19 protein-coding genes and 1 pseudogene are annotated in these 22,578 nt (G+C 71.8%); 16 read left to right on the plus strand and 4 right to left on the minus strand.

Annotated elements, in window-relative coordinates; translation table 11 throughout:
- The 3 genes and pseudogenes from AN216_RS29025 to AN216_RS03295 all read right to left on the minus strand — a co-directional run.
- Positions 1-948: pseudogene (locus AN216_RS29025) on the minus strand (SUKH-4 family immunity protein); the annotation flags it as partial.
- Between the two features lie 5 nt (positions 949-953).
- Positions 954-1,928, minus strand: coding sequence for an SMI1/KNR4 family protein (locus AN216_RS03290; protein ID WP_070195064.1), 975 nt, complete (start codon positions 1,926-1,928; stop codon positions 954-956).
- Between the two features lie 213 nt (positions 1,929-2,141).
- On the minus strand, positions 2,142-2,891 hold the full coding sequence (locus AN216_RS03295; protein ID WP_070195065.1) for a sensor domain-containing protein: 750 nt from the start codon (positions 2,889-2,891) through the stop codon (positions 2,142-2,144).
- A gap of 259 nt (positions 2,892-3,150) precedes the next feature.
- Here AN216_RS03295 and AN216_RS30780 point away from each other — a divergent pair, with 259 nt between their 5' ends.
- The 4 genes from AN216_RS30780 to AN216_RS03315 all read left to right on the plus strand — a co-directional run bounded on the left by AN216_RS30780 (position 3,151) and on the right by AN216_RS03315 (position 8,129).
- Positions 3,151-3,765, plus strand: a complete 615-nt coding sequence (locus AN216_RS30780) for a YwqJ-related putative deaminase (protein WP_420855681.1) — start codon at positions 3,151-3,153, stop codon at positions 3,763-3,765.
- Positions 3,762-4,262: an SUKH-3 domain-containing protein gene (locus AN216_RS03305; RefSeq protein WP_070195066.1), complete on the plus strand. Its 501-nt coding sequence runs from the start codon at positions 3,762-3,764 to the stop codon at positions 4,260-4,262. Before AN216_RS30780 ends, AN216_RS03305 begins: the two co-directional genes overlap by 4 nt.
- Positions 4,263-4,746: 484 nt before the next feature.
- Positions 4,747-5,535: an ABC transporter ATP-binding protein gene (locus AN216_RS03310; protein ID WP_070195067.1), complete on the plus strand. Its 789-nt coding sequence runs from the start codon at positions 4,747-4,749 to the stop codon at positions 5,533-5,535.
- Entirely contained in the window at positions 5,532-8,129 is a 2,598-nt protein-coding gene (locus tag AN216_RS03315; protein ID WP_070195068.1) for an ABC transporter permease, read from the plus strand. Before AN216_RS03310 ends, AN216_RS03315 begins: the two co-directional genes overlap by 4 nt.
- A 232-nt stretch (positions 8,130-8,361) precedes the next feature.
- Here AN216_RS03315 and AN216_RS28550 read toward each other — a convergent pair whose 3' ends face one another.
- Positions 8,362-8,664 carry a hypothetical protein gene (locus AN216_RS28550; protein ID WP_139140844.1) on the minus strand — a complete coding sequence of 101 codons (303 nt, stop codon included), beginning with the start codon at positions 8,662-8,664 and terminating at the stop codon, positions 8,362-8,364.
- An 18-nt stretch (positions 8,665-8,682) separates the two neighbouring features.
- On the opposite strand from AN216_RS28550, the gene mfd reads away from it, so the two are divergent.
- From mfd to AN216_RS03375, 12 genes are all read left to right on the plus strand, one after another.
- A complete protein-coding gene (mfd, locus tag AN216_RS03320; protein WP_070195069.1) occupies positions 8,683-12,267 on the plus strand; it encodes a transcription-repair coupling factor in 3,585 nt (1,194 codons plus the stop codon).
- A gap of 189 nt (positions 12,268-12,456) precedes the next feature.
- Positions 12,457-13,134 (plus strand): SurA N-terminal domain-containing protein, encoded by a 678-nt coding sequence (locus AN216_RS03325; protein ID WP_070195070.1) that lies wholly within the window; start codon positions 12,457-12,459, stop codon positions 13,132-13,134.
- 114 nt (positions 13,135-13,248) lie between these two features.
- On the plus strand, positions 13,249-14,280 hold the full coding sequence (locus AN216_RS03330) for a nucleoside triphosphate pyrophosphohydrolase (protein WP_070195105.1): 1,032 nt from the start codon (positions 13,249-13,251) through the stop codon (positions 14,278-14,280).
- A gap of 67 nt (positions 14,281-14,347) precedes the next feature.
- On the plus strand, positions 14,348-14,938 hold the full coding sequence (locus AN216_RS03335; RefSeq protein ID WP_070195071.1) for a Uma2 family endonuclease: 591 nt from the start codon (positions 14,348-14,350) through the stop codon (positions 14,936-14,938).
- A 70-nt stretch (positions 14,939-15,008) separates the two neighbouring features.
- Positions 15,009-15,755, plus strand: a complete 747-nt coding sequence (locus AN216_RS03340) for a lysoplasmalogenase (RefSeq protein WP_070195072.1) — start codon at positions 15,009-15,011, stop codon at positions 15,753-15,755.
- A gap of 30 nt (positions 15,756-15,785) precedes the next feature.
- Positions 15,786-17,084: a cytochrome P450 family protein gene (locus tag AN216_RS03345; protein WP_070195073.1), complete on the plus strand. Its 1,299-nt coding sequence runs from the start codon at positions 15,786-15,788 to the stop codon at positions 17,082-17,084.
- A gap of 99 nt (positions 17,085-17,183) precedes the next feature.
- Positions 17,184-18,206: a LysM peptidoglycan-binding domain-containing protein gene (locus AN216_RS30590; RefSeq protein ID WP_070195074.1), complete on the plus strand. Its 1,023-nt coding sequence runs from the start codon at positions 17,184-17,186 to the stop codon at positions 18,204-18,206.
- 275 nt (positions 18,207-18,481) lie between these two features.
- Positions 18,482-18,829 carry a transglycosylase family protein gene (locus AN216_RS03355; protein WP_079166207.1) on the plus strand — a complete coding sequence of 116 codons (348 nt, stop codon included), beginning with the start codon at positions 18,482-18,484 and terminating at the stop codon, positions 18,827-18,829.
- Positions 18,830-18,980: 151 nt separating this feature from the next.
- Positions 18,981-20,261, plus strand: coding sequence for a phosphopyruvate hydratase (gene eno, locus AN216_RS03360; protein WP_070195075.1), 1,281 nt, complete (start codon positions 18,981-18,983; stop codon positions 20,259-20,261).
- 182 nt (positions 20,262-20,443) lie between these two features.
- A complete protein-coding gene (locus AN216_RS03365) occupies positions 20,444-20,911 on the plus strand; it encodes an FtsB family cell division protein (protein ID WP_070195076.1) in 468 nt (155 codons plus the stop codon).
- 161 nt (positions 20,912-21,072) lie between these two features.
- A complete protein-coding gene (locus AN216_RS03370) occupies positions 21,073-21,636 on the plus strand; it encodes a DUF501 domain-containing protein (protein ID WP_070195077.1) in 564 nt (187 codons plus the stop codon).
- Entirely contained in the window at positions 21,633-22,574 is a 942-nt protein-coding gene (locus tag AN216_RS03375) for a Ppx/GppA phosphatase family protein (protein WP_070195078.1), read from the plus strand. Before AN216_RS03370 ends, AN216_RS03375 begins: the two co-directional genes overlap by 4 nt.
- The last annotated feature ends 4 nt before the right edge of the window (positions 22,575-22,578 follow it).

A 22,578-nucleotide genomic window follows, 5' to 3' on the forward strand; every position in this document is an offset into this window, starting at 1 on the left:
GGGTGGTGGGGTGCTGGGGCCGGCGAGCATGGTGGCGGCGGCGTGTACGCCCCCGGCGCCGCCGCCGGAGCCGCCGGTGCCGGGTGGTGGTGTGCCGGGGGCTGGGGGTGGTGCTCCGGGCGCGGGGGGCGCCCCTGGTGTGCCGGGTGGTGGGGTGCTGGGGCCGGCGAGCATGGTGGCGGCGGCGTGTACGCCCCCGGCGCCGCCGCCGGAGCCGCCGCCTGAACTGCCCGTGTCCCCGGAGCCGGCCGGCGGCCCCTGCGGTGGTACGGGTGGCGCGCCCGCCGCCGAGGGACTCGGCCGGTTGTCGCCGAGCGCCGGTGTGATGGCCGTATTCGGCAGCGCGCTCCCCTCCGGCATCAGCTCGGTCTTCGCCTCCGAGCGGGAACTGGGCGGGGGAGGCGGTGTGTCGTCCGCGTCGCTTCCGCTGATCGGCGGTGCGAACACGGTGGCGGACGGCTGCTGGGCCCCGCCCCCACCGCTGGTGTCCGTGGCGTCCCAGGGGCTTCCCCCGGCCGAGGAGCCGGGCCCGCCGCTCGCCCCGGCCGCCGCGCCGTGACCGGGACGGTTGTCCGGGACGCCCATCTGGTCCGCGGCCTGCTGCAGCCAGTCCGGTGGCGTCAGCAGGAAGGAGGTGGCCTCCAGGTCCAGCCGCTGCGGGCCGGGCGCGGGTTGCTGGGGGCTGGCGTTGGCGCCGTACTCGCGCTCGAAGTGCCGGATCACGTCCTCGACGGGCAGCGCTGGCCAGAGTGTGGCCTCCCCGCTCTCCCGGGCGATGACCAGCCGGCTGCCGGCACCGTCCGAGACCGGGCCGCCTGGCCGGTCCTCCGCCCAGGCGACGAAGCCCAGGCCGAACTCCTGCACGCGCACGTCGCGTTGCTGATAGCCCGGCACGCCGGAGTTGACCCACTGCTCGGCCCGCTCCTGCGCCTGTGCCAAGGTCACCATCGCGATCACCTCTCCACCGGGACGGCGCGCGCGAAGCCGCCGTCCACCATCAGATTCGCCACGGTCTCCAGTTCCGGGGGGCTGCCCGCGAGTCTCCGCAGGAAGTCGTCGAAGTCGGCGCCGCACGGCCGCAACAGCGTGTCCAAGCGCTCCTCGGTGCTCATGCCGTCCCGGTCCCGTACGTCGTCGTACGCGCAGAACCAGACCGAGCCGATCCGCTCGCCCCGTACCTTCACGGCGATGATGCCGCCCTGGACGAAGGCGACGCTGAGGTAGTCCTTGCTGAAGTGGTCGCGCAGGCACTTGTTGACGTACACGAGGTCGTCGACCGCCGGCTCGTCCCGCACCGTGAAGAACGGCTGGTCGACCAGCAGGCCCAACTCGGCGTCCAGCGCCACCCCGCGGGGGGCACAGCCGCCGGCGGCCTTCAGGAAGCCGCGGTACGCCCCGGGCAGCCGGTAACCCAGCCGCTCCTCGATGTCCACGACCCGCTGCTCGCTGACGGACTCGCCGGCGGGCAGCCGGAAGTGGGCGGGCCTGGTCTCCTGCAGCTCCCGAGTGCCGCGCTTGCCGTGGTCCACCGGGGTGGTCGCGAGCCCGCCGTGATGCCGCAGCAGTGCCTTGACCTCGACCGGGACCAGCTCGATCCGGCGGGAACGGGCAACGTGGTGCCAGGTCCAGCCGTGCGGGGTGGCGACTGCGGGGAGGTTCGTCCACATCGCGTGGCCGGAGGCGTGTAGCGCGGCGTTCGCCGACACGAAGTCGGTGAGCCGCAGCTCGTCGCCGCCGAAGCCGTCCGGTGGCTCGGCGATCTCCGCGGCCGCGCAGGCGTACGGCGAGAAGTCCGGGAACCCGTGCTCGTCCACGCGTACGCCGCCGGGATGCCGAGCGGCTCGGACCGGGTCCGGGAATCGCACGGCCTGCCCGGCGTAGGCCGTGTTCGGTGGCGCGGCGTGCTGTCCGAGCCGACCTGTCGTCATGGCGGTAGCCCCCTGCTGATGCTGGCTGTCCCGGACAGAATATGCGCTAGGGCGATGGCCAGTCATTGCCGCACATGCTTGCCGCCCTCGGATCACGTCGGGTCCGGGGGTGGCAGGGTGAGCGGGCTGAGAGCGTCCGGCAGTGGACGAGTGGGATCAGGAGGGCGTCGGCGTACGCCCAGCACAGTGTCGCTCACCCACTGCCGGACGCTCTCACGCCCCCGCGGCGGCGAGCTTCTCGTACTGCGTGGTGAGCAGCTTCTCCGGCGGCGGCTTCGGGTCGCCGGAGAGGGCGACCGAGGTGAAGGTGGCCGTGTTGGCGCCGGAGCGAATCACCGTGAAGGTCATCGGGACGCCCTCGCCCTTCGTCTTGTTCTCCATGGTGTACTGCACGGCGTCATCGCCGATGCCGACCTGCTGCCCCTTGGTGATCTGGAACGTGGCGGGCTTGCCCTCGACCTTCATGGTGAAGTTCTGGCAGGACTCCAGCGCGCCGTGCATCTCGTCCAGCCAGCTGCTGGCCTCGCCTTCGGCGTACGAGGACAGCAGCACCTGGTGGACGTTTGCGCTGATGCTCTTCCCGGCGGGCGACACGGCCGTGGCCTCGTACGCCGAGCGCGAGTACTTCGGCTCGGCGTCCGCGCTGTCGGTGAGCGGTTCGCACTCCGACGGGTCGGGTTGCACCTTCTCCTCGGTCCCGAAGACCTCGTCCTTGGGGGTGCTCTTGTATCCCTTGAGGTCGCCGGTCTTCAACAGGGCCTTCTTGAGCTGCGCCTTGGTCAGCGGCTTCGCCTCGGAGTCCTCACCTCCGCCGTCGCTCTCGCTGCCGCCACTGGTTCCGCCGGACCTCTTCTTGCCGTCGCCGCCGCCGTCGTCGCCGCTGCCGCACGCCGCGGAGGACAGGACGAGTGCCGGGACGGCTACCGCGGCGGCGAGCGCGCGCCGTAGGGAAGTGCTGAGCATTTGTCCAACTCCTGTTGGGATGGGGGCAGCTCTGATGTTGGTGTGACTGGAGGGTAAGTGCCACCCCCTTGCACACTTCCCCTGCATACTTGGCGCGGATCTCCACGCGGAGATCGCGGGGAGGAAACGCACCACCATGCACATGACATCACATACAGCGATCTGGCAGGGCGAGGCCGAGGCCAGCAGCGCCGGAGACCCCCGGCTCGGCTGGCGGCGATACGACACGGCCTCGGACGGCGGCACGGCTCCGGACGACTTGGCCGCCCCGGACGCGAGCCAGCGGAGAGCCACCGACTCCCCGCACGCCACCGACGCGGCCGAGCCCGCGGAGCCCGGCGGCGGCACCACGGCACCCGCACCGGACGTACGTACGGGCTCGGCGGGGAGATCCGACTCACCGTCCGACGCGCCGTCCGACGGCGAACTCGCCGCACCCTTCCTACGGCGCCGCAGGGACGGCATCCTGCCCGCGGTCGCGGCGGCCCTGTCGGTGCGAGGCGAGACACACACCTGCACCGGCAGCAAGACCGGGCGAGGCACCGAACTGCATCCCCTCGTACGCGACTTCCTCGACACCCTGGGCCCCGACCAACGGGCACGACAGGCGGGCCGCTGCCCAGAGGCAGTACTCCTCTCCCAGGTGCTCAGCAGCGCGGAGGCGTCCCGCTCACGCAAGAAGCGAGGCCGGAAGCCGCTGTCCCACGGTGAAGCCAAACGCACCCTCAAGCACGCCAAGCTGACGACCCGGCGCATCCGCGAGCACGGTGACCCGCTGCACGGCAGTTTCGCCCCGCCCTGCCACTCCTGCGCGCCGCTGCTGGAGCACTTCGGGGTGCGTACCGTCGCCGTCCCCCAGGAGGAGGCCAGTTGACCGCGGCATACCAGCGTGCATCCGCGGGCCGCTTCCCGGACGCCGTCGACGAGGCGCTCCGGGCAGCCGGTTGGCGTCCCGGCCGCTGGGACATGCGGCAGGCCGAGGTCTGGGCCGACACCCTGCGCGACCACACCTCGGATGGCGGGCACCGGCACGCGGTGTTCCCGGCGGTGGTGGAGGCGTGGGCGGAGTTCGGCGGCTTGGAGATCTCCCCCACGGCGCCGGGCCGCGACCTCGCGCCGAGGAAACTCCGGCTCGATCCGCTCGCCGGCCTGCACGCGGCCCGTACGCTCGGCGATCTCGGTCAGGCGCTCGACACGCGACTCGCCCCGCTGGGCGCCGAGGCGGATGACTCGGCGCTGCTCGCGATCGACGCGGTGGGCCGCGTCTACGCCCTGGACCACACCGGGGACTGGTACTTGGGCGCGGGCGTGGACGCCGGACTGACGACGCTGATCGGCGGCGTACGGCCGGTGCGGCTGACGCCTCTGTGACGGCGGCCCGGGAGTGCGCGGGGAGCATGGGGCACGCCGGCGCTGGAGTGCCGCGCGGGGGCAGCGCACCCAGTCCCGTACCGGGGTCCACTGATCGTCTTCGGCACGCCAGGAGGGTAGACCCGCGGCCGACCGACCGGCTCGGGAAGCAGCCCCGCTCACCCGGACGAGGGAAGCGGACCGTTCCCTGGCACTGGAGCCCCGGCTGAGCCCGCACCAGCGATCCCGTAGGGGACGCGCTCCGGGACTCCCCCGGGTGCTGTTCGTGCTCGCGCAGGACGTGCCGGCCAACTCCCCTTCATAGCCTCTTCGTACGGGGCCACCACAGGGCCGGGGTAGGGCAAACCCCCGGCCACACTCGGCGATCAGCACCATCGCCGTGCCCCTCCCCGCTCGGACAAGCTCAGTGGCGTACGGGACGAGCGTCCCGTGCGTACGGGAGGGACAGTCCCGTGGTCTCGAACCAGTGGCTGAGGAGAAGACAGTGACAACGGCACTAACGCAACCCACGACGGGGGCCAACGGAGGTCGCGTGGCCGTCGCCGCCGCAGGACGGCGGGTCGTCAAGGCGTACGGCGCGGGGGAGACCCGCGTCCTCGCGCTGGACCGGGTGGACGTGGACATCGCGAGCGGCGCCTTCACCGCCATCATGGGACCCTCCGGCTCCGGCAAGTCGACCCTGATGCACTGCCTGGCCGGTCTCGACACCGTCAGCGAGGGTGAGATCTGGGTCGGTGACCAGGAGATCACCAAGCTCAAGGACAAGAAGCTGACCCGGCTGCGCCGGGACCGGATCGGCTTCATCTTCCAGGCGTTCAACCTGCTGCCCACCCTGAACGCCGCCGAGAACATCACGCTCCCGATGGACATCGCCGGGCGCCGGGTGGACAAGGAGTGGTTGGGACGCGTCGTGGAGACCGTCGGTCTCGGCGGGCGCCTCAAGCACCGCCCCAACCAGCTGTCCGGCGGCCAGCAGCAGCGGGTCGCGGTGGCCCGGGCACTGGCGGCCCGACCCGAGATCATCTTCGGTGACGAACCCACCGGAAACCTGGACTCCCGGGCCGGCGCGGAGGTGCTGCGCTTCCTGCGGCAGTCCGTCGACGAGTTGGGCCAGACGATCGTGATGGTCACCCACGACCCGGTCGCCGCCTCGTACGCGGACCGGGTGCTGTACCTCGCCGACGGCCGACTCGTGGACGAGATGCTGCGCCCCTCCGCCGAGGCCGTGCTCGACCGGATGAAGCACTTCGACACCTTCGGGAGGGTGTCGTGACCGTCCTCCGAAACTCCCTGCGCAGCTTCCTGTCGCACAAGGGCAGAATGCTCCTCAGCGCGATCGCGGTGCTGCTCTCGGTCGCCTTCGTCTGCGGCACCCTGGTGTTCACGGACACCATGAACGCCACCTTCGACAAGCTCTTCGCCTCCACCTCGGCGGACGTGACCGTCTCCCCGAAGGAGAAGGAGGGCGCCGAGGGCACGGAGGGCGCCGGGCAGTCCGGCACCGGCAAGCCCGCGACGCTGCCCGCCGAGGCGCTGGCGAAGACCGCGCGGGCGGACGGCGTACGGTCCGCGGACGGGGTGGTGACCAGCTCGAGCGTGACGGTCGTCAACGACGCGAACGAGAACATGGGCTCGACCACCGGCGCGCCGACCATCGCCGGCAACTGGAACGACCACGAGCGCGCGTACATGGAGATCACCTCCGGACACGCGCCCCGCGGGCCGACCGAGATCATGGTGGACGCCGACACCGCCGAGAAGCACCACCTGCGGCTGGGCGACGAACTGCGCACCATCGCGGCCACCGGCGAACGCACCGCGAAGATCAGCGGCATCGCCGCCTTCGAGGTCACCAACCCCGGCGCCGCGGTCGTCTACTTCGACACCGGGACGGCGCAGGAGTTCCTGCTGGGGGACACCGGCGCGTACACCGGAATCGCGGTGGCCGCGGACAGCAACGTCACGCACGAGCTGCTGAAGCGGAACGTCCAGCGGGCACTCGGCGGACCCGACGCCTTCACCTACGAGACCCAGGAGGAGACCGCTGCCTCCAGCGCCGACGACATGGGCTCGTTCCTGGACGTGATGAAGTACGCGATGCTCGGCTTCGCCGGGATCGCGCTGCTGGTCGGCGTCTTCCTGATCGTGAACACCTTCTCCATGCTGGTCGCCCAGCGCACCCGGGAGATCGGGCTCATGCGCGCGCTCGGCTCCAGTCGCAAGCAGGTCAACCGCTCGGTGCTGGTCGAGGCGCTGCTGCTCGGCGTGATCGGCTCGGTGCTCGGGGTCGGGGCCGGTGTGGGGCTGGCCGTCGGGCTGATGGAGCTCATGGGCGGCATGGGCATGGAGCTGAACACCTCCGAGCTGACCGTCAAGTTCACTACCCCGGTGATCGGTCTGCTGCTCGGCATCCTGGTCACGGTGCTGGCCGCCTACCTGCCGGCGCGCCGTGCCGGCAAGATCTCCCCGATGGCGGCGCTGCGGGACGCGGGCACCCCCGCGGACGGCCGCGCCAGCGTCCTGCGCGGCGTGCTGGGCGTACTGCTGGCCGGTGCCGGGGCGACCGCCCTGGTGTTGGCCGCGCGGGTGGACGAGGCGTCCGAGGGCGCGCTGTTCCTGGGCCTGGGGGTGCTGCTGAGCCTGGTCGGCTTCGTGGTCGTGGGCCCGTTGCTGGCCGGGGTGCTCGTACGGGGGCTCAGCCTGATCGTTCTGCGGCTGTTCGGGCCGGTGGGCCGGCTCGCCGAGCGGAACGCGCTGCGCAACCCACGGCGTACGGGTGCCACCGGGGCCGCCCTGATGATCGGGCTGGCGTTGGTCGCCTGTCTGTCCGTGGTCGGTTCCTCGATGGTCGCCTCGGCCACGGAGGAGCTGGACAAGTCGGTCGGCGCGGACTTCATCGTGGAGTCCAACTCCGGGCAGCTGATCACCCCGGACGCGGCCGAGCGGATGCGGGACATCCCGGAGTTGGCCCACCTCACCGACTACCGGGTGGTGCCGGCCGAGGTGCGTACCGCCGAGGGGGAGAGGACCGGGGCCAAGGACCTCATCGCGGCCTCGCCCACCTACGCCGAGGACCTGCGGGTGGAGACCGTAGCCGGGGAACTCGCCGACGCCTACGACCGGGACTCGATGTCCGTGGACCAGGCGTTCGCGCGGAAGCACGACCTGGGCGTGGGCGACACGCTGTCCGTGGGCTTCGAGAAGGGCGAGACCGCGCGGCTGACCGTACGAGCCATCACCTCCAGTGACGGTACGGTGGACCGGGGCGCCTTCTACACCAGCACGGCCACCGCCCAGAAGTACCTCCCCCAGGGTGAACTGCCGCTGAACCTCATCATGTTCGGCTCGGCGAAGGACGGGCAGGAGGACGCGGCGTACGCGGCGCTGAAGGAGGCGATGGAGCCGTACCCGCAGTACCAGGTGCGGGACCAGGCGGACTTCAAGCAGAACCTGCGGGACCAGGTCGGGCAGATGCTGAACATGGTCTACGGGCTGCTGGCGCTGGCGATCGTCGTCGCGATCCTGGGCGTGGTGAACACCCTCGCGCTGTCCATCGTCGAGCGCACCCGGGAGATCGGCCTGATGCGGGCCATCGGCCTCTCCCGGCGGCAGCTGCGCCGGATGGTGCGGCTGGAGTCGGTCGTGATCGCGCTGTTCGGCGCGCTGTTGGGCCTCGGACTGGGCATGGGCTGGGGGGCCACGGCGCAGCGGCTGTTGGCCCTGGAGGGGCTGACGGTGCTGGAGATCCCGTGGTCGACGATCAGCCTGGTCTTCGCCGGTTCGGCGCTGGTCGGCCTGGTGGCCGCGCTGGTACCGGCCTTCCGGGCGGGGCGGATGAACGTACTCCGGGCGATCGCCACGGAGTGACGCGGCGGTAGCGGCTGAAGCGGCGAGAGCCCACGTCCCGGCGCCCGGATCGGCGCGCGGCCGGCGTGGACTCTCGCCTTCGCCCGACTCGCTTCCCGTGCGTGTTGTCCTATGCCGCGTCCCCCACCGGACGTCCCGCGCGTGGCCGCTCCCTACCCGTCATCCGGGAGCAGGCGGAACGCGTCGTGCGGTGTCAGGGGCTGCACGGCGCGGAAGTTCTTCCTGTTGATGGTCAGCAGGTTGCTGGTGCGAGATTTTTGGCCAGTACGGCGTTCATCGCGTCTGTCGGGCCGATCTTCAGGTCGGGGTAGCGCTGCGTCACGGCGCGTGCGGTGACGAGATGCGCACCCGTCCCGGGAACCTCCCAGCGCCCGGTCGCGACCCGACTGGCAATGTGCCCCAGCACCCTGATGGCCGTGCTCGATCCGAGTGACGAGGTGACCGCGGCGGGCTGTCCGTCCCGAGTCGTACGCTGGAGGCCGAACCCCCGGCTCGCGCGCGCGTCGGGATCGTCGTGTTGCCCACCTCCAGTCATCGGGACGGAAAACCCCTCATGAGCCTCACCGGCCTGCTCGACGCCGCCGTAGACAACCCCGCGTTGGCCGAGGCGGTGGCCGCGGCCGGCGCCGGCAACCGGCACCATGTCGACCTGGTCGGCCCGCCTGCCGCGCGCCCCATCGCCATCGCCGCGCTCGCCCGGAAGGCCACCGCCCCGGTGCTCGCGGTGACGGCGACCGGTCGGGAGGCGGAGGACCTGGCCGCGGCGCTGCGGTCGTTCCTGCCGCCGGACGGCGTCGTGGACTACCCGTCCTGGGAGACCCTGCCGCACGAGCGGCTGTCGCCGCGCAGCGACACCGTCGGCCGGCGCCTCGCGGTGCTGCGCAGGCTGGCGCACCCGGAGGCGGACGACCCGTCGACCGGGCCCGTCCAGGTGGTGGTCGCGCCCGTACGCTCCGTGCTGCAACCGCAGGTCAAGGGCCTGGGCGAGCTGACCCCGGTGGCGCTGCGGCAGGGCCAGGAGGTGGACCTGGAGCAGATCGTGGACGGGTTGGCCGGCGCCGCGTACAACCGCGTGGAGTTGGTGGAGAACCGCGGGGACTTCGCGGTCCGGGGCGGCATCCTCGACGTCTTCCCGCCCACCGAGGAGCATCCGCTGCGGGTGGAGTTCTGGGGCGACGAGATCGAGGAGATCCGCTACTTCCGCGTCGCCGACCAGCGTTCCCTCGAGGTCGCTGAGCACGGGCTGTGGGCGCCGCCCTGCCGCGAGCTGCTGCTGACCGAGGGCGTACGGGAGCGGGCCGCCGCCCTGGCCGAGCGGCACCCGGAGCTGGGCGAACTGCTGGGCCGGATCGCCGAGGGCATCGCGGTGGAGGGCATGGAGTCGCTGGCCCCGGTGCTGGTGGACGAGATGGAGCTGCTGCTGGACGTGCTGCCCGCCGGCAGCATGGCGGTGGTCTGCGATCCGGAGCGGGTGCGTACCCGGGCCGCGGACCTGGTCGCCACCAGTCAGGAGTTCCTGGAGGCGTCGTGGGCGGCCACCGCGGGTGGTGGCGAGGCGCCCATCGATGTGGGGGCCGCCTCGCTGTGGGGCATCGCCGACATCCGGGAGCACGCCCGCGAACTGGGCATGCTGTGGTGGTCCATCAGCCCGTTCGCGGTGGACGGGGAGCCCGTCGACCCGGCCGCGCCCGGTGACGACCTCGGCGGGCCGGACGGCTCCGGGGATGACGTGCTGCGGCTCGGCATGCGCGCGCCCGAGGCGTACCGCGGCGACACCGCGCGGGCGCTGGCGGACACCAAGGGATGGCTCGCGGACGGCTGGAGGTGTGTCTACGTCACCGAGGGCCAGGGCACCGGCGCGCGGATGGTGGAGGTGCTCGGCGGCGAGGACATCCCCGCGCGGCTGGACCCGGAGCTGACCGAACTCGGCTCCGGTGTGGTGCGGGTCGCCCGCGGCTCGCTGGACGGCGGCTTCGTCGACGACCGGCTGAAGCTCGCGGTGCTCACGGAGACCGACCTGACCGGGCAGAAGGCGGCCAGCAAGGAGGCCGGCCGGATGCCGGCCCGGCGCCGTAAGACCATCGACCCGCTCACGCTCGAACCAGGCGACTACATCGTGCACGAACAGCACGGCGTCGGCCGCTACGTCGAGATGGTCCAGCGCACCGTCCAGGGAGCCACCCGCGAGTACCTCCTCGTGGAGTACGCCCCGGCCAAGCGTGGCCAGCCCGGCGACCGGCTGTTCGTACCGACCGACCAGCTGGAGCAGATCACCAAGTACGTCGGCGGCGAGCAGCCCTCGCTGCACCGGCTCGGCGGAGCGGACTGGACGAAGACCAAGGCGCGCGCGAAGAAGGCGGTCAAGGAGATCGCCGGCGACCTGATCAAGCTGTACTCCGCGCGGATGGCCGCCCCCGGGCACGCCTTCGAGCCGGACACCCCCTGGCAGCGGGAGCTGGAGGACGCCTTCCCGTACGCCGAGACGCCGGACCAGCTCACCACCATCGGCGAGGTCAAGGAGGACATGCAGAAGTCCGTGCCGATGGACCGGCTGATCTGCGGGGACGTCGGATACGGCAAGACCGAGATCGCGGTGCGGGCGGCCTTCAAGGCGGTGCAGGACGGCAAGCAGGTCGCGGTGCTGGTGCCGACGACGCTGCTGGTGCAGCAGCACTTCAGTACCTTCACCGAGCGGTACGGCCAGTTCCCCGTCCGGGTGCGGGCGCTCTCCCGCTTCCAGTCGGACACCGAGTCCAAGGCGGTGGTGGAGGGGCTGCGGGACGGTTCGGTGGACGTGGTCATCGGCACCCACCGGCTGTTCTCCACGGACACCCGCTTCAAGGACCTGGGCCTGGTCATCGTCGACGAGGAGCAGCGCTTCGGCGTCGAGCACAAGGAGCAGCTGAAGAAGCTGCGGGCCAACGTGGACGTGCTGACCATGTCCGCCACCCCCATCCCGCGCACCCTGGAGATGGCGGTCACGGGCATCCGCGAGATGTCCACGATCACCACTCCGCCGGAGGAGCGGCACCCGGTGCTGACCTTCGTCGGCCCGTACGAGGACCGGCAGATCGGTGCCGCGATCCGGCGGGAACTCCTGCGCGAGGGCCAGGTCTTCTACATCCACAACCGGGTGGAGTCCATCGACCGGGCGGCGGCGCGGCTGCGGCAGATCGTGCCGGAGGCGCGGATCGCCACGGCACACGGCCAGATGTCGGAGTCGGCGTTGGAGAAGGTGGTGGTGGACTTCTGGGAGAAGCGCTTCGACGTCCTGGTGTCCACCACGATCGTGGAGAACGGCATCGACATCTCGAACGCCAACACGCTGATCGTCGAGCGCGGCGACAACTTCGGCCTGTCCCAACTGCACCAGCTGCGCGGCCGGGTGGGTCGCGGCCGGGACCGGGGGTACGCGTACTTCCTCTACCCGCCGGAGAAGCCGCTGACCGAGACCGCGCACGAGCGGCTCGCCACCGTCGCCCAGCACACCGAGATGGGTGCCGGTATGTACGTCGCCATGAAGGACCTGGAGATCCGTGGCGCGGGCAATCTGCTGGGTGGTGAACAGTCCGGGCACATCGCGGGCGTGGGCTTCGACCTGTACGTCCGCATGGTCGGCGAGGCCGTGGCCGACTACCGCGCCGCGCTGGAGGAGGGCGGCGGTGAGGTGGAGGAGCCGCCGCTGGAGGTGAAGGTCGAACTGCCGGTGGACGCGCACGTCCCGCACGACTACGCGCCGGGCGAGCGGCTCCGGTTGCAGGCGTACCGCACCATCGCCTCGGCCGCCTCGCAGGACGACATCGTCGCGGCGCGGGAGGAGCTGGCCGACCGGTACGGCCCGCTGCCGGAGCCGGTGGAGAACCTCCTGCTGGTCGCCGGGCTGCGGATGCTCGCGCGCTCCTGCGGGGTCACGGACATCACGCTGCAGGGCAACAACATCCGGTTCAGCCCGGTGGAGCTGCGGGAGTCGCAGGAGCTGCGGCTGAAGCGGCTGTACCCGCGCTCGGTGATCAAGTCGGCGACGCAGCAGGTGCTGGTGCCGCGGCCGAAGCCGGCGACCATCGGCGGGCAGCCGGTGGTGGGGCGGGAACTGCTGGCCTGGACGGGGGAGTTCCTGACGAGCGTGCTGGACTCCTGAGCCGGCATGGACCGGCATGAGCCGGCTGAGCCCGGCCGATCGGTGCCGTACGTCGCTCCGTACGCCCTTCCGCACGTCCCCGGAAACCGCCGAAACCACCGAACCAGTGGTCAAGGCCACGTCCCAGTACCTAACATCGATCATCGCCAAGTCTCGTACCACCATCGCACCGCGCCGCCGGGAGGCCGCATGAATCGCCGTAGGTCCGCCCTCACCGTCTCCACCGCCGTCGCGCTCGCTGTCGCCGCGCCGTTGCTCACCGGGTGCGGCAGTGACGCTCGGCCGGGGGCCGCCGCCGTAGTGGACGGCGACCGGATCACCATGGCCGCGCTCCAGTCCCAGGTCGGCGCGGTGCGGGACGCTCAGCGGGCCTCTCCGCAGGGCGAGGAGCTGATCCAGCGGTCCGGTCAGCTGACCCGGGCCAAGCTGGACGGCATGATCCGTGAGCGGGTCGTACGCCAGGCCGCCGACGAGGCCGGGGTCACGGTGACCCGGCGGGAGGTGCAGCAGGCCCGGGAGCAGTTCGAGAAGCAGCCCGGCGGCGCCCAGCGGATGGAGGCCACGCTGCTGCAACAACAGGGGGTGGCGTCCTCGGGGATCGACGACTGGATCTGGCTGCAGGTGGCGGTGCAGGAGATCGCCGAGAAGTCCGGCCACGACCTGCGGACCCCGCAGGGCAACAAGGCTCTCTCCGACCAGCTCACCAAGGTGTCGGAGAAGATGAACATCGACGTGAACCCGCGGTACGGCGAGTGGGACGCGCGGAAGGCCACCCTCGCCGAGCAGGAGACTCCCTGGCTGAACGACCTCACCAAGAAGAAGCGCCAGCAGGAGCAGCTCCAGCAGCAACAGCAGCTCGGCACCTGACCGGCCCGCGCCGCGGGAGGGCCGTGGTGGGTTAGCTTCGTACGCGTGCCGCACTCCGTCGAACGGCCCGCTGAGCAGCCCGCCGGGCAGCAGCGGTCCGACCCCCAGCCGCGTATCGTCCTGCTCACCACCAGCCACCGGGTGCCGCCCGGGCTGCTGTCCTGGCCCGCCTGGCAGGCGCTGCACGCCGCGGACCGGGTGCTCTGCGCGGACGCCGAGCATCCGCTGCTGCCGTACCTGCGTGAGGCGGGCGTCCCGGTCGAGGTGGCCGCGCCGAGCGCGCGGGAACTGGTCGACGCCTGCCTCGCCGACCCCGCCGCCGGCACGGGTGCTGATCCCGCTGCCGGAGGCCAGCCCGCCGGCGAGCCCGCCGCTGAGACCGCCGTGCCGGCCCGCACCCTGGTCGTCGTCGCGGCGGCCGAGGGTGAGCGACGGCTCACGGACGGGCTGGCGGCCCTGGCCGGTTCCGGGCGGGAGCGGATGCCGCGGCTCGAGCTGCTCCCCGGCTCGTACGACCTGCCGGGCGCCCGGCTGCTCGACCTCGTCGAGGTGATGGACCAGATTCGGGCCGACTGCCCGTGGAGCGGCGTACGCACCCACGAGGACCTGGCGAAGTACGGCATCGAGGAGGCGTACGAGCTGGTCGAGGCGATCGAGGCGGGGGACCGCGAGTCGCTGCGCGAGGAGCTGGGGGACGTCCTGCTACAGGTCGTCTTCCACGCCCGGATCGCCGAGGACGACCCGGAGGAGCCGTTCTCCGTGGACGATGTCGCCGCCACCATCGTGGAGAAGCTGATCGGGCGCCACCCGCACGTCTTCGGCGCCGAGTCCGCGGCGACCCCGGAGGACGTCAAGGCGCACTGGCTGCGGACCAAGGCGGACGAGAAGCGGCGCGACTCGGTGACCGAGGGCGTCCCGATCGACCAGCCCGCCCTGGCGCTCGCCGCCAAGCTGGGTTCGCGCGCCCGTACCGCCGGCTTGGACGTGTCGCCGCCGGACGAGCCCGGGCCCGGGTACGAGCTGCTGGCCATGGCCGTACGGGCGGAGGCGGCCGGCATCGACCCGGAGACCGCGCTGCGGGCGGCGGCCCGCGCCTACCGGGACGCGATCCGGGCGGCGGAGGGACCGGCGCGCACGACGCCGTAACCGGTGACCGGACGTATCGTTGTACCGCGCGGCTGCGCGAACCCGCACGGCGGGGAGGAGCGGCACGGTGACCATCGAGATGTCCGACAGGATCGACATGGCCGAGGCTGACCCATCTGGACTGGACGAGCAGCTGGCGCTCCTGGAGCAGATGACGATCCCCGAGGGCTACAAGGCCGAGATCGTGGGAGGGGCCGTCGTCGTGTCGCCGCGGCGGAAGAAGCACTGGAGGATCATCGAGTTGGTGCTCCTTCAATTGAAGAGGACCTTTGGTGAAGAGGCCAACACGCTTTCGGATGTTCTGTTGCCCTTGCCGGGCCGTGGCAACAGTTTTTCCCCGGATCTGCTGAAGCTCTCAGATACGGCGGATGCTGATGAGTCCGATTCGGTGAATTATCAGGATGTCGAGTTGGTGGTCGAGGTCATCTCCCGACAGACCAGGGGTAACGACTACGGCCCCAAGTGCGAGGTGTACGCGTCCGCCCAGGTGCCGATCTATCTGATCGCCGATCCGTACACCGGCAAGTGCCACGCCTTCGGACGTCCCAACGGTGAGACGTACGAGAACGAACTGACAGTGAAGTTCGGAGAGGATCTGGACCTCACCACGCTGGGCATGGAACTTCGACTGGAGACGAAGAAGTTCCCGCTGGAGTGACCATGGCCTCCGGCCGGCTGGCGGTCAAGCGCCGTTGACCTCGACGGGAGTGCTGGCCAGACTGCCCGCCATGACGATCACCGCTTGCCGTACGCGCACCCTGTCCAGGTCCGTGGCCGCGCTCAGGTCCGCCGCGGACACCCTGACCCGTCCCGACGGCCACGGCCGGGCGGCGCTGGTGGCGTACGGCGCGCTCTCGACCGTCGACCTGCTGGCGACCGCCCGGTCCCCGCGCGGCGCCGCACGGGCCGCGAAGCCGCTGCTGATGCCGGCGCTGGCGGCGTACGCGGCACGGCGGCGTACGGACCGCGCGCGGCCGCTGCCCAGGCGGCTGACCGTGGGGCTCGGCTGCGCCACCGCCGGGGACGCGGCGCTGCTGGCGGACGAGCACGAGCCGGCGTTCCTGCTCGGGATGGCCGCGTTCCTGGGCACCCAGGTCAGCTACACCGCCGGCCTGGCCGGAGTCGGCGGGTTGCGCGGGCTGCGGGCCCGGCCGGGTGTGGCGGTGGGCTGCCTCGCGGCGTGGGCGGCGGTGAACGCCGCGCTCGCCCCGGCGCTGGAGCGGCGGCTCCGGCTTCCGGTCGCGGGATACAGCCTCGCGATCGCGGCGATGGGCGCCACCGCGTACGGGGTCGGCGGCGACGTGGCGGTGGGGGCGACATCGTTCCTCGCCTCGGACCTGCTGATCGGGTTGCAGGCGGCCGGCGTGGAGTTCCCCACGCAGGAGGTGCTGGTGATGGCGGGCTACATCCTCGGCCAGTACCTGCTGGTGACCGGCTGGCTGGACCGGCTGGACGAGGCGGACACGGTGCTCTGAGGCCGGTCGGCCGCCGGATACGGTCGGGGCGTGCACGAGGAGAACACCGCGCCGACACCGCCACCCGCGTCCGTACGACCGTCGCCGCCCGGGTCCGAATCCCCCGGGCCGGAGGTGCCGGCGCTCTTCGGCTGGGAGTTCGCGACCGACCCGTACCCCGCGTACGCCTGGCTGCGCCAGCACGCGCCCGTACGACGCACCGAACTGCCCAGCGGGGTGGAGGCGTGGCTGGTCACCCGGTACGCCGACGCCCGCCAGGCGCTCGCGGACCAGCGGCTCAGCAAGAACCCCGGGCGGCACAGCGAACAGGCGCACGGCAAGGGCAAGGTGGGCATCCCCGGTGAGCGCGGCGCGAACCTGATGACGCACCTGCTCAACATCGACCCGCCGGACCACACCCGGCTGCGGCGGCTGGTCTCGCAGGCGTTCACGCCCCGCAGGGTGGCCGCGTTCGAGCCGCGGGTGCGGGAGCTGACCGACCGGTTGATCGACGCCTTCGCGGAGCGCGGCGAGTCGGATCTGATCCACGAGTTCGCGTTCCCGCTGCCGATCTACGCCATCTGCGACATGCTCGGCGTCCCCGCCCAGGACCAGGACGACTTCCGGGACTGGGCGGCCATGATGATCCGGCACGGTGGCGGTCCGCGGGGCGGCGTGGGGCGTGCCGTGAAGAAGATGCGCGGCTATCTGGCGGAACTGATCCACCGTAAGCGGCTGGAGCCCGGCGACGACCTGATCTCCGACCTGATCCGGGCGTCCGACCACGGGGAGCAGCTGTCCGAGAACGAGGCCGCGGCCATGGCGTTCATCCTGCTCTTCGCCGGCTTCGAGACGACCGTCAACCTGATCGGGAACGGCACGCTCGCGCTGCTGCGGCATCCGGCGCAGCGTGCCCGGTTCCAGCGCGCGGCGGAGGCCGGTGACGAGGGCGAACTGGGCTCCTCGGTGGAGGAGTTGCTGCGGTACGACGGCCCGGTCGAGATGGCGACCTGGCGCTTCGCCACCGAGCCGGTGGAGCTGGCCGGGCAGCGGATAGGCACCGGGGACCCGGTGCTGGTGGTGTTGGCGGCGGCGGACCGGGACCCCGCGAAGTTCAACCAGCCGGACGTACTCGACCTGGCGCGGCGGGACAACCAGCACCTTGGTTACGGGCACGGCATCCACTACTGTCTCGGCGCCCCACTGGCCCGACTTGAGGGACGGGTGGCTCTCGGTACGCTCTTCCGCCGCCTGCCGGATCTCCAACTTGCTGCGGATACGGGTGATTTGCGCTGGCGCGGCGGGCTCATCATGCGTGGATTGCGCAGTTTGCCCGTTACTTTCGCGTGATCCACGCGACATTGGCTTGAGACGGACGCGGCTCGACGCTACGTTCGAGCACCGACGAGCTGTCGTAGGGCAGACGCCACCAAGAAGGTAGGACACCACATGCGTTCGGGTAACGGCCGGCACCGACGACCCCGCCAAGCCCCCGCTTTCGTCGTGGCGGCGGGAGTCACGGGCGCGGGTATCGCGATGCCGTTGTTGGGCGTGGGCTCCGCACAGGCCGCCGATCCGGGTACCTGGGACCGAGTCGCCGAGTGTGAGAGCGGCGGTCTGTGGAGTTCCAACTCCGGTAACGGCTACTACGGCGGGCTGCAACTCACCCTGGACATGTGGGAGGAGCACGGCGGTACGGAGTTCGCGGAGCGCCCGGACCTGGCCAGCCGTACGCAGCAGATCACCATCGCGGACAAGATTCTGGCGGAGCGCGGGCCGAGCGCCTGGCCCAGCTGCTCCGCGACCTCGGGCCTGACGGACGGGACGGGCGACGGCACTGACGGCGGCGTGGACGGCGGGACGGAGGGGGACCCCGGTTCCGAGTCGCCGACCGAGTCGCCCAGCGCGCCGGACGAGCCGGACCAGCCGGGAGACGCCCCGCCGAGCCCGGAGCCCAGCGATCCCTCGGAGCCCTCGGACCCGACCGCGTCGCCGGAGCCCAGCCAGCCCCCGGAGTCCACCGAGCCGGCCGAGCCTACGGAGCCCAGCCAACCCCCGGAGCCCAGCCAACCCCCGGAGTCCACGGAGCCGAGCGCGCCCTCCGAGCCGGGCACCCCCAGCCCGTCCCAGCCGGACGGTTCCACGGAGCCCTCCGAGCGACCGGACGGTGCGGACTCCGCCCCGCCGACCCCGCCCCGCGGTGGCGAGGGCACCGGAAAGCACCGTGGTCAGCCGGACGAGCGGGAGCGCGCCGAGCCGGAGCACCCCTCGCGCGGTGACGACGGCCAGCGCGGTGGCGGGGAGCACCGACGGGACGGCGACAACTACCGCGTCCAGCACGGCGACTCGCTCTCCGCGATCGCCTCCGACCTCGAGATCGAGGGCGGTTGGACAACGCTGTACGAGAAGAACCGCGACGAGGTGGGCTCGGACCCGGATCTGATCCTCCCCGGGCAGCAGTTGCGGCTGTGATATGAATCTCCGCGAAATGACCGATTCGCGCAGATGGCCCGACTTATCGGGTCGCCGTGGAGCAGCCCGTGGCATCTGGTGACGCGCTCGCTGGCCGGCTGGGAGCGGAACCACGAGGCGGCCACGCCGGGGCGGGGCGGGTGGCCGTGCGCGAGTGCCGCGCTCGTACGGCGGGCGCGCGTGGCCGGAGACGCGGCCCGTACGGAGCCGGGGCGAGGCTCGACCGCCGCCGCTCGCGGTTCCGACGGGCAGCCGAGCCCAGGGAAGGTCGATTGATGTCCGGTCATCCACGCCCCCGTACCAGAACCGTGCGCGCCGTCCGCTTCACCGGCGCCGCCGTGCTCGCCCTGGTCGCGCCGTTGGCGGTGGCGGGCGGCGCGTTCGCGGCCTCCGACTCCTCGGCGGACTGGGACGCCATCGCCCGGTGCGAGTCGAGCGGCGACTGGCAGGCCAACACCGGCAACGGCCACTACGGCGGACTCCAGTTCTCCCAGTCCAGCTGGGAGGCGGCGGGCGGCACCCGCCACGCCCCGCGCGCCGACCTGGCGACCAGGTCCGAGCAGAGCGCGGTCGCCGAACGGCTGGCCGACATGCAGGGCATGGACGCCTGGACCTGTGCCTGAGCCCGACCCGGAGTCCGAGACCCGAGGAGAACACTCCGTCGCGGAGGCACATCGCAGCGGAGTGTTTTCTTTATGACCGGAACAAACGCATCGGTGTGCGAGACGGTTAGGCTTCGGGTGCAGAAGCCAGACACAGACGAAGGAGACCCCAGTGCCGTCCATCGACGTCGTCGTAGCCCGCGAGATCCTCGACTCGCGGGGCAACCCCACGGTCGAGGTCGAGGTCGGCCTCGACGACGGCAGCACCGGGCGTGCTGCCGTCCCGTCCGGCGCTTCGACCGGTGCCTTCGAGGCCCTTGAACTCCGAGACGGCGACCCCGGCCGCTACGGCGGCAAGGGGGTCGAGAAGGCCGTACTCGCCGTCATCGAGCAGATCGGCCCGGAGCTCGTCGGCTACGACGCGACCGAGCAGCGGCTCATCGACCAGGCGATGTTCGACCTGGACGCCACCGCCGACAAGTCCTCCCTCGGCGCGAACGCCATCCTGGGCGTGTCCCTCGCCGTGGCGCACGCCGCCTCGGAGTCCGCGGACCTGCCCCTCTTCCGGTACCTCGGCGGCCCGAACGCGCACCAGCTGCCGGTCCCGATGATGAACATCCTGAACGGCGGCTCGCACGCCGACTCCAACGTCGACATCCAGGAGTTCATGATCGCGCCGATCGGCGCGGAGTCCTTCTCCGAGGCCGTGCGCTGGGGTGCCGAGGTCTACCACGCGCTGAAGAGCGTCCTGAAGCAGCGCGGGTTGGCCACCGGACTGGGCGACGAGGGCGGCTTCGCGCCGAACCTCGGCTCCAACCGCGAGGCCCTCGACCTGATCATGGAGGCCATCAACAACGCCGGATACGCGCCGGGTCAGGACATCGCGCTCGCCCTGGACGTCGCCGCCTCCGAGTTCCACAAGGACGGCGCGTACGTCTTCGAGGGCCAGAACCGTACGGCCGCCGAGATGACGGCGTACTACGAGGAGCTGGTGGCGGCGTATCCGCTGGTCTCCATCGAGGACCCGCTCTTCGAGGACGACTGGGCCGGCTGGAGCGCCCTCACCGCGTCCCTGGGCGAGAAGGTGCAGATCGTCGGCGACGACCTCTTCGTCACCAACCCCGAGCGGCTCTCCCGTGGCATCGAGGAGAAGGCGGCGAACGCCCTGCTGGTGAAGGTGAACCAGATCGGTTCGCTGACCGAGACCCTGGACGCCGTCGAACTGGCCCAGCGCAGCGGCTTCAAGAGCATGATGTCGCACCGCTCCGGAGAGACCGAGGACGTCACCATCGCGGACCTGGCCGTCGCCACCAACTGCGGCCAGATCAAGTCCGGTGCCCCCGCCCGCTCCGACCGGGTGGCGAAGTACAACCAACTGCTGCGGATCGAGGAGATCCTGGACGACGCGGCGGTGTACGCGGGCCGCGCGGCTTTCCCCCGCTACAAGGACTGAGGGCGCCCTCGGCCCGAGCGTGGCCGGGTGACCCCGGTCGTGGTCGATCAGCGCACTGTGGCTGACGCGGCGGTCGCGGTTGATGCGGCACTCGGTACGGATGTCCCCGCCCCCGTTCCCGTACGGTGGCGGGGACATCCGTACAGGACGCGCCAGCGCGCACGCGACGACAGGGGAGAGACGTGCCCGCGGACCGGTTCTCGACCGCGACCAGGCTCAGGACACTCGGCACTCAGGCCGCCGAACGGGTCTACCGCGCGCAGAACCGCCGGATCCGCACCCCCGGCCGCAGCCGGCTGACCGGCCGGGCCGCGCTGCTCGCGGTGGTGGTGTGCTCCTTGGTGGTGGCGCTGGCCTACCCGCTCCGGCAGTACGTCTCGCAGCGCGCCGAGATCGACGACCAGCGTCGGCAGGCCCAGGAGACGCGGGAGCGGGTGCGTGAGCTGCGCGAGCTGAAGGCACGCTGGCAGGACGAGGCGTACGTGGAGCAACAGGCCCGGCGGCACCTGCACTTCGTACGCCCCGACGAGGTCAGCTACGTCATGCGGGACGGCAGCGCGGGCATCCGGCCGCCGAAGGACCACGGCGGTTCGGACCGGCCGTGGTACGAGAACCTCTGGGACGAGGTCGACTCGGCGGACGGCGGCTGAGCCACGCCCGAGCCGTGCGAGCCCGGCGCCCGTGCGAGCGCGGCGCCCGTGCGAGCCCGCGCCCCACGACCCGGCCGCCCTGGCAGGATGACCTGCCGACGCCCGCGTACCCCCGCGGCAGAGCCGCCCGCCAGCCCACCGAGCGAAGAGAAGCCACAGCGATGGACACCCCGCCACCCCAGACCGAGCCCACCGAGCCCACCGCGGCGGACATCGCGGCCTTCCAGCAGCAGCTCGGCCGCCCACCGCGCGGCCTGCGCGCCATCGCGCACCGCTGCCCCTGCGGCCAACCGGACGTGGTGGAGACCGCACCGCGGCTGCCCGACGGCACGCCCTTCCCCACCACGTACTACCTGACCTGCCCTCGGGCGGCCTCCGCCATCGGCACCCTGGAGGCCGACGGCGTGATGCGGGAGATGACCGCACGGCTGGCCGACGACCCGGAGCTGGCCGCGGCGTACCGCGCGGCGCACGAGGACTACCTGGCCCGGCGGGACGCCATAGAGGAGCTGGTGGGCTTCCCCAGCGCGGGCGGCATGCCGCACCGGGTGAAGTGCCTGCACGTGCTGGTCGCCCACTCGTTGGTGGCCGGGCCCGGCGTGAACCCGCTGGGCGACGAGGCGTTGGTCATGCTGCCCGAGTGGTGGCGCAAGGGGCCGTGCGTACGACCCGACACCACCGCTGACCCCGGGTCGGCACCCGGAACGGAGGGGGACGCGTCATGAGCCGCCGGACCCGTGTCGCCGCCGTGGACTGCGGCACCAACTCGATCCGCCTGCTGGTCGCCGACGTCGACCCGGACACCGGCGAACTCACCCCGCTGGACCGCCGGATGGAGATCGTCCGGCTGGGCCAGGACGTCGACCGTACGGGCCGGCTCGCCCCCGAGGCGCTGGAGCGCACTTTCGCCGCCTGCCGCCGGTACGCCGCGATCATCCGCGAACTCGGTGCCGAACGGGTCCGGTTCGCCGCCACCTCGGCTTCCCGGGACGCGGAGAACCGGCGGGAGTTCCAGCGCGGCGTCGTCGAGATCCTCGGCACCGAACCGGAGGTGATCACCGGTGACCAGGAGGCGGCGTTCTCCTTCACCGGCGCCACCCGGGAACTCACCGGAGGCTCGTACGACAAGCCGTACCTGGTGGTCGACATCGGCGGCGGTTCCACCGAGTTCGTGCTCGGTGACGCGTCGGTGCGCGCGGCGCGCTCGGTCGACATCGGCTGCGTACGGCTCACCGAACGGCACCGGCTGGCCGACCCGGTGACGGACGAGCAGGTCCGTGCCATGCGGGCGGACATCGAGGCGGCGCTGGACCTGGCCGGCGAGACGGTGCCGCTCACCGAGGCCCGTACGCTCGTCGGCCTCGCCGGTACGGTTACCACGGTGGCCGGCATCGACCTCGGGCTGGACGCCTACGACGCCGCGGCGATCCACCACTCCCGACTGACCCGGCAGCGGGTCGCCGCGATCTCCGAGCGGCTGCTGCGCTCCACACACGCGGAACGGGCCGCGATCCCCGTGATGCACCCGGGCCGGATCGACGTGATCGCCGCGGGCGCGCTCGTGCTGCTGACGGTCATGGAGCGGGCGGACGTACCGGAGGTGCTGGTGAGCGAGCACGACATCCTGGACGGCATCGCGCACAGCTGCGCTGCCGCGGAGTAGGTAC

Source organism: Streptomyces oceani (assembly GCF_001751245.1).
GTDB lineage: Bacteria > Actinomycetota > Actinomycetes > Streptomycetales > Streptomycetaceae > Streptomyces > Streptomyces oceani.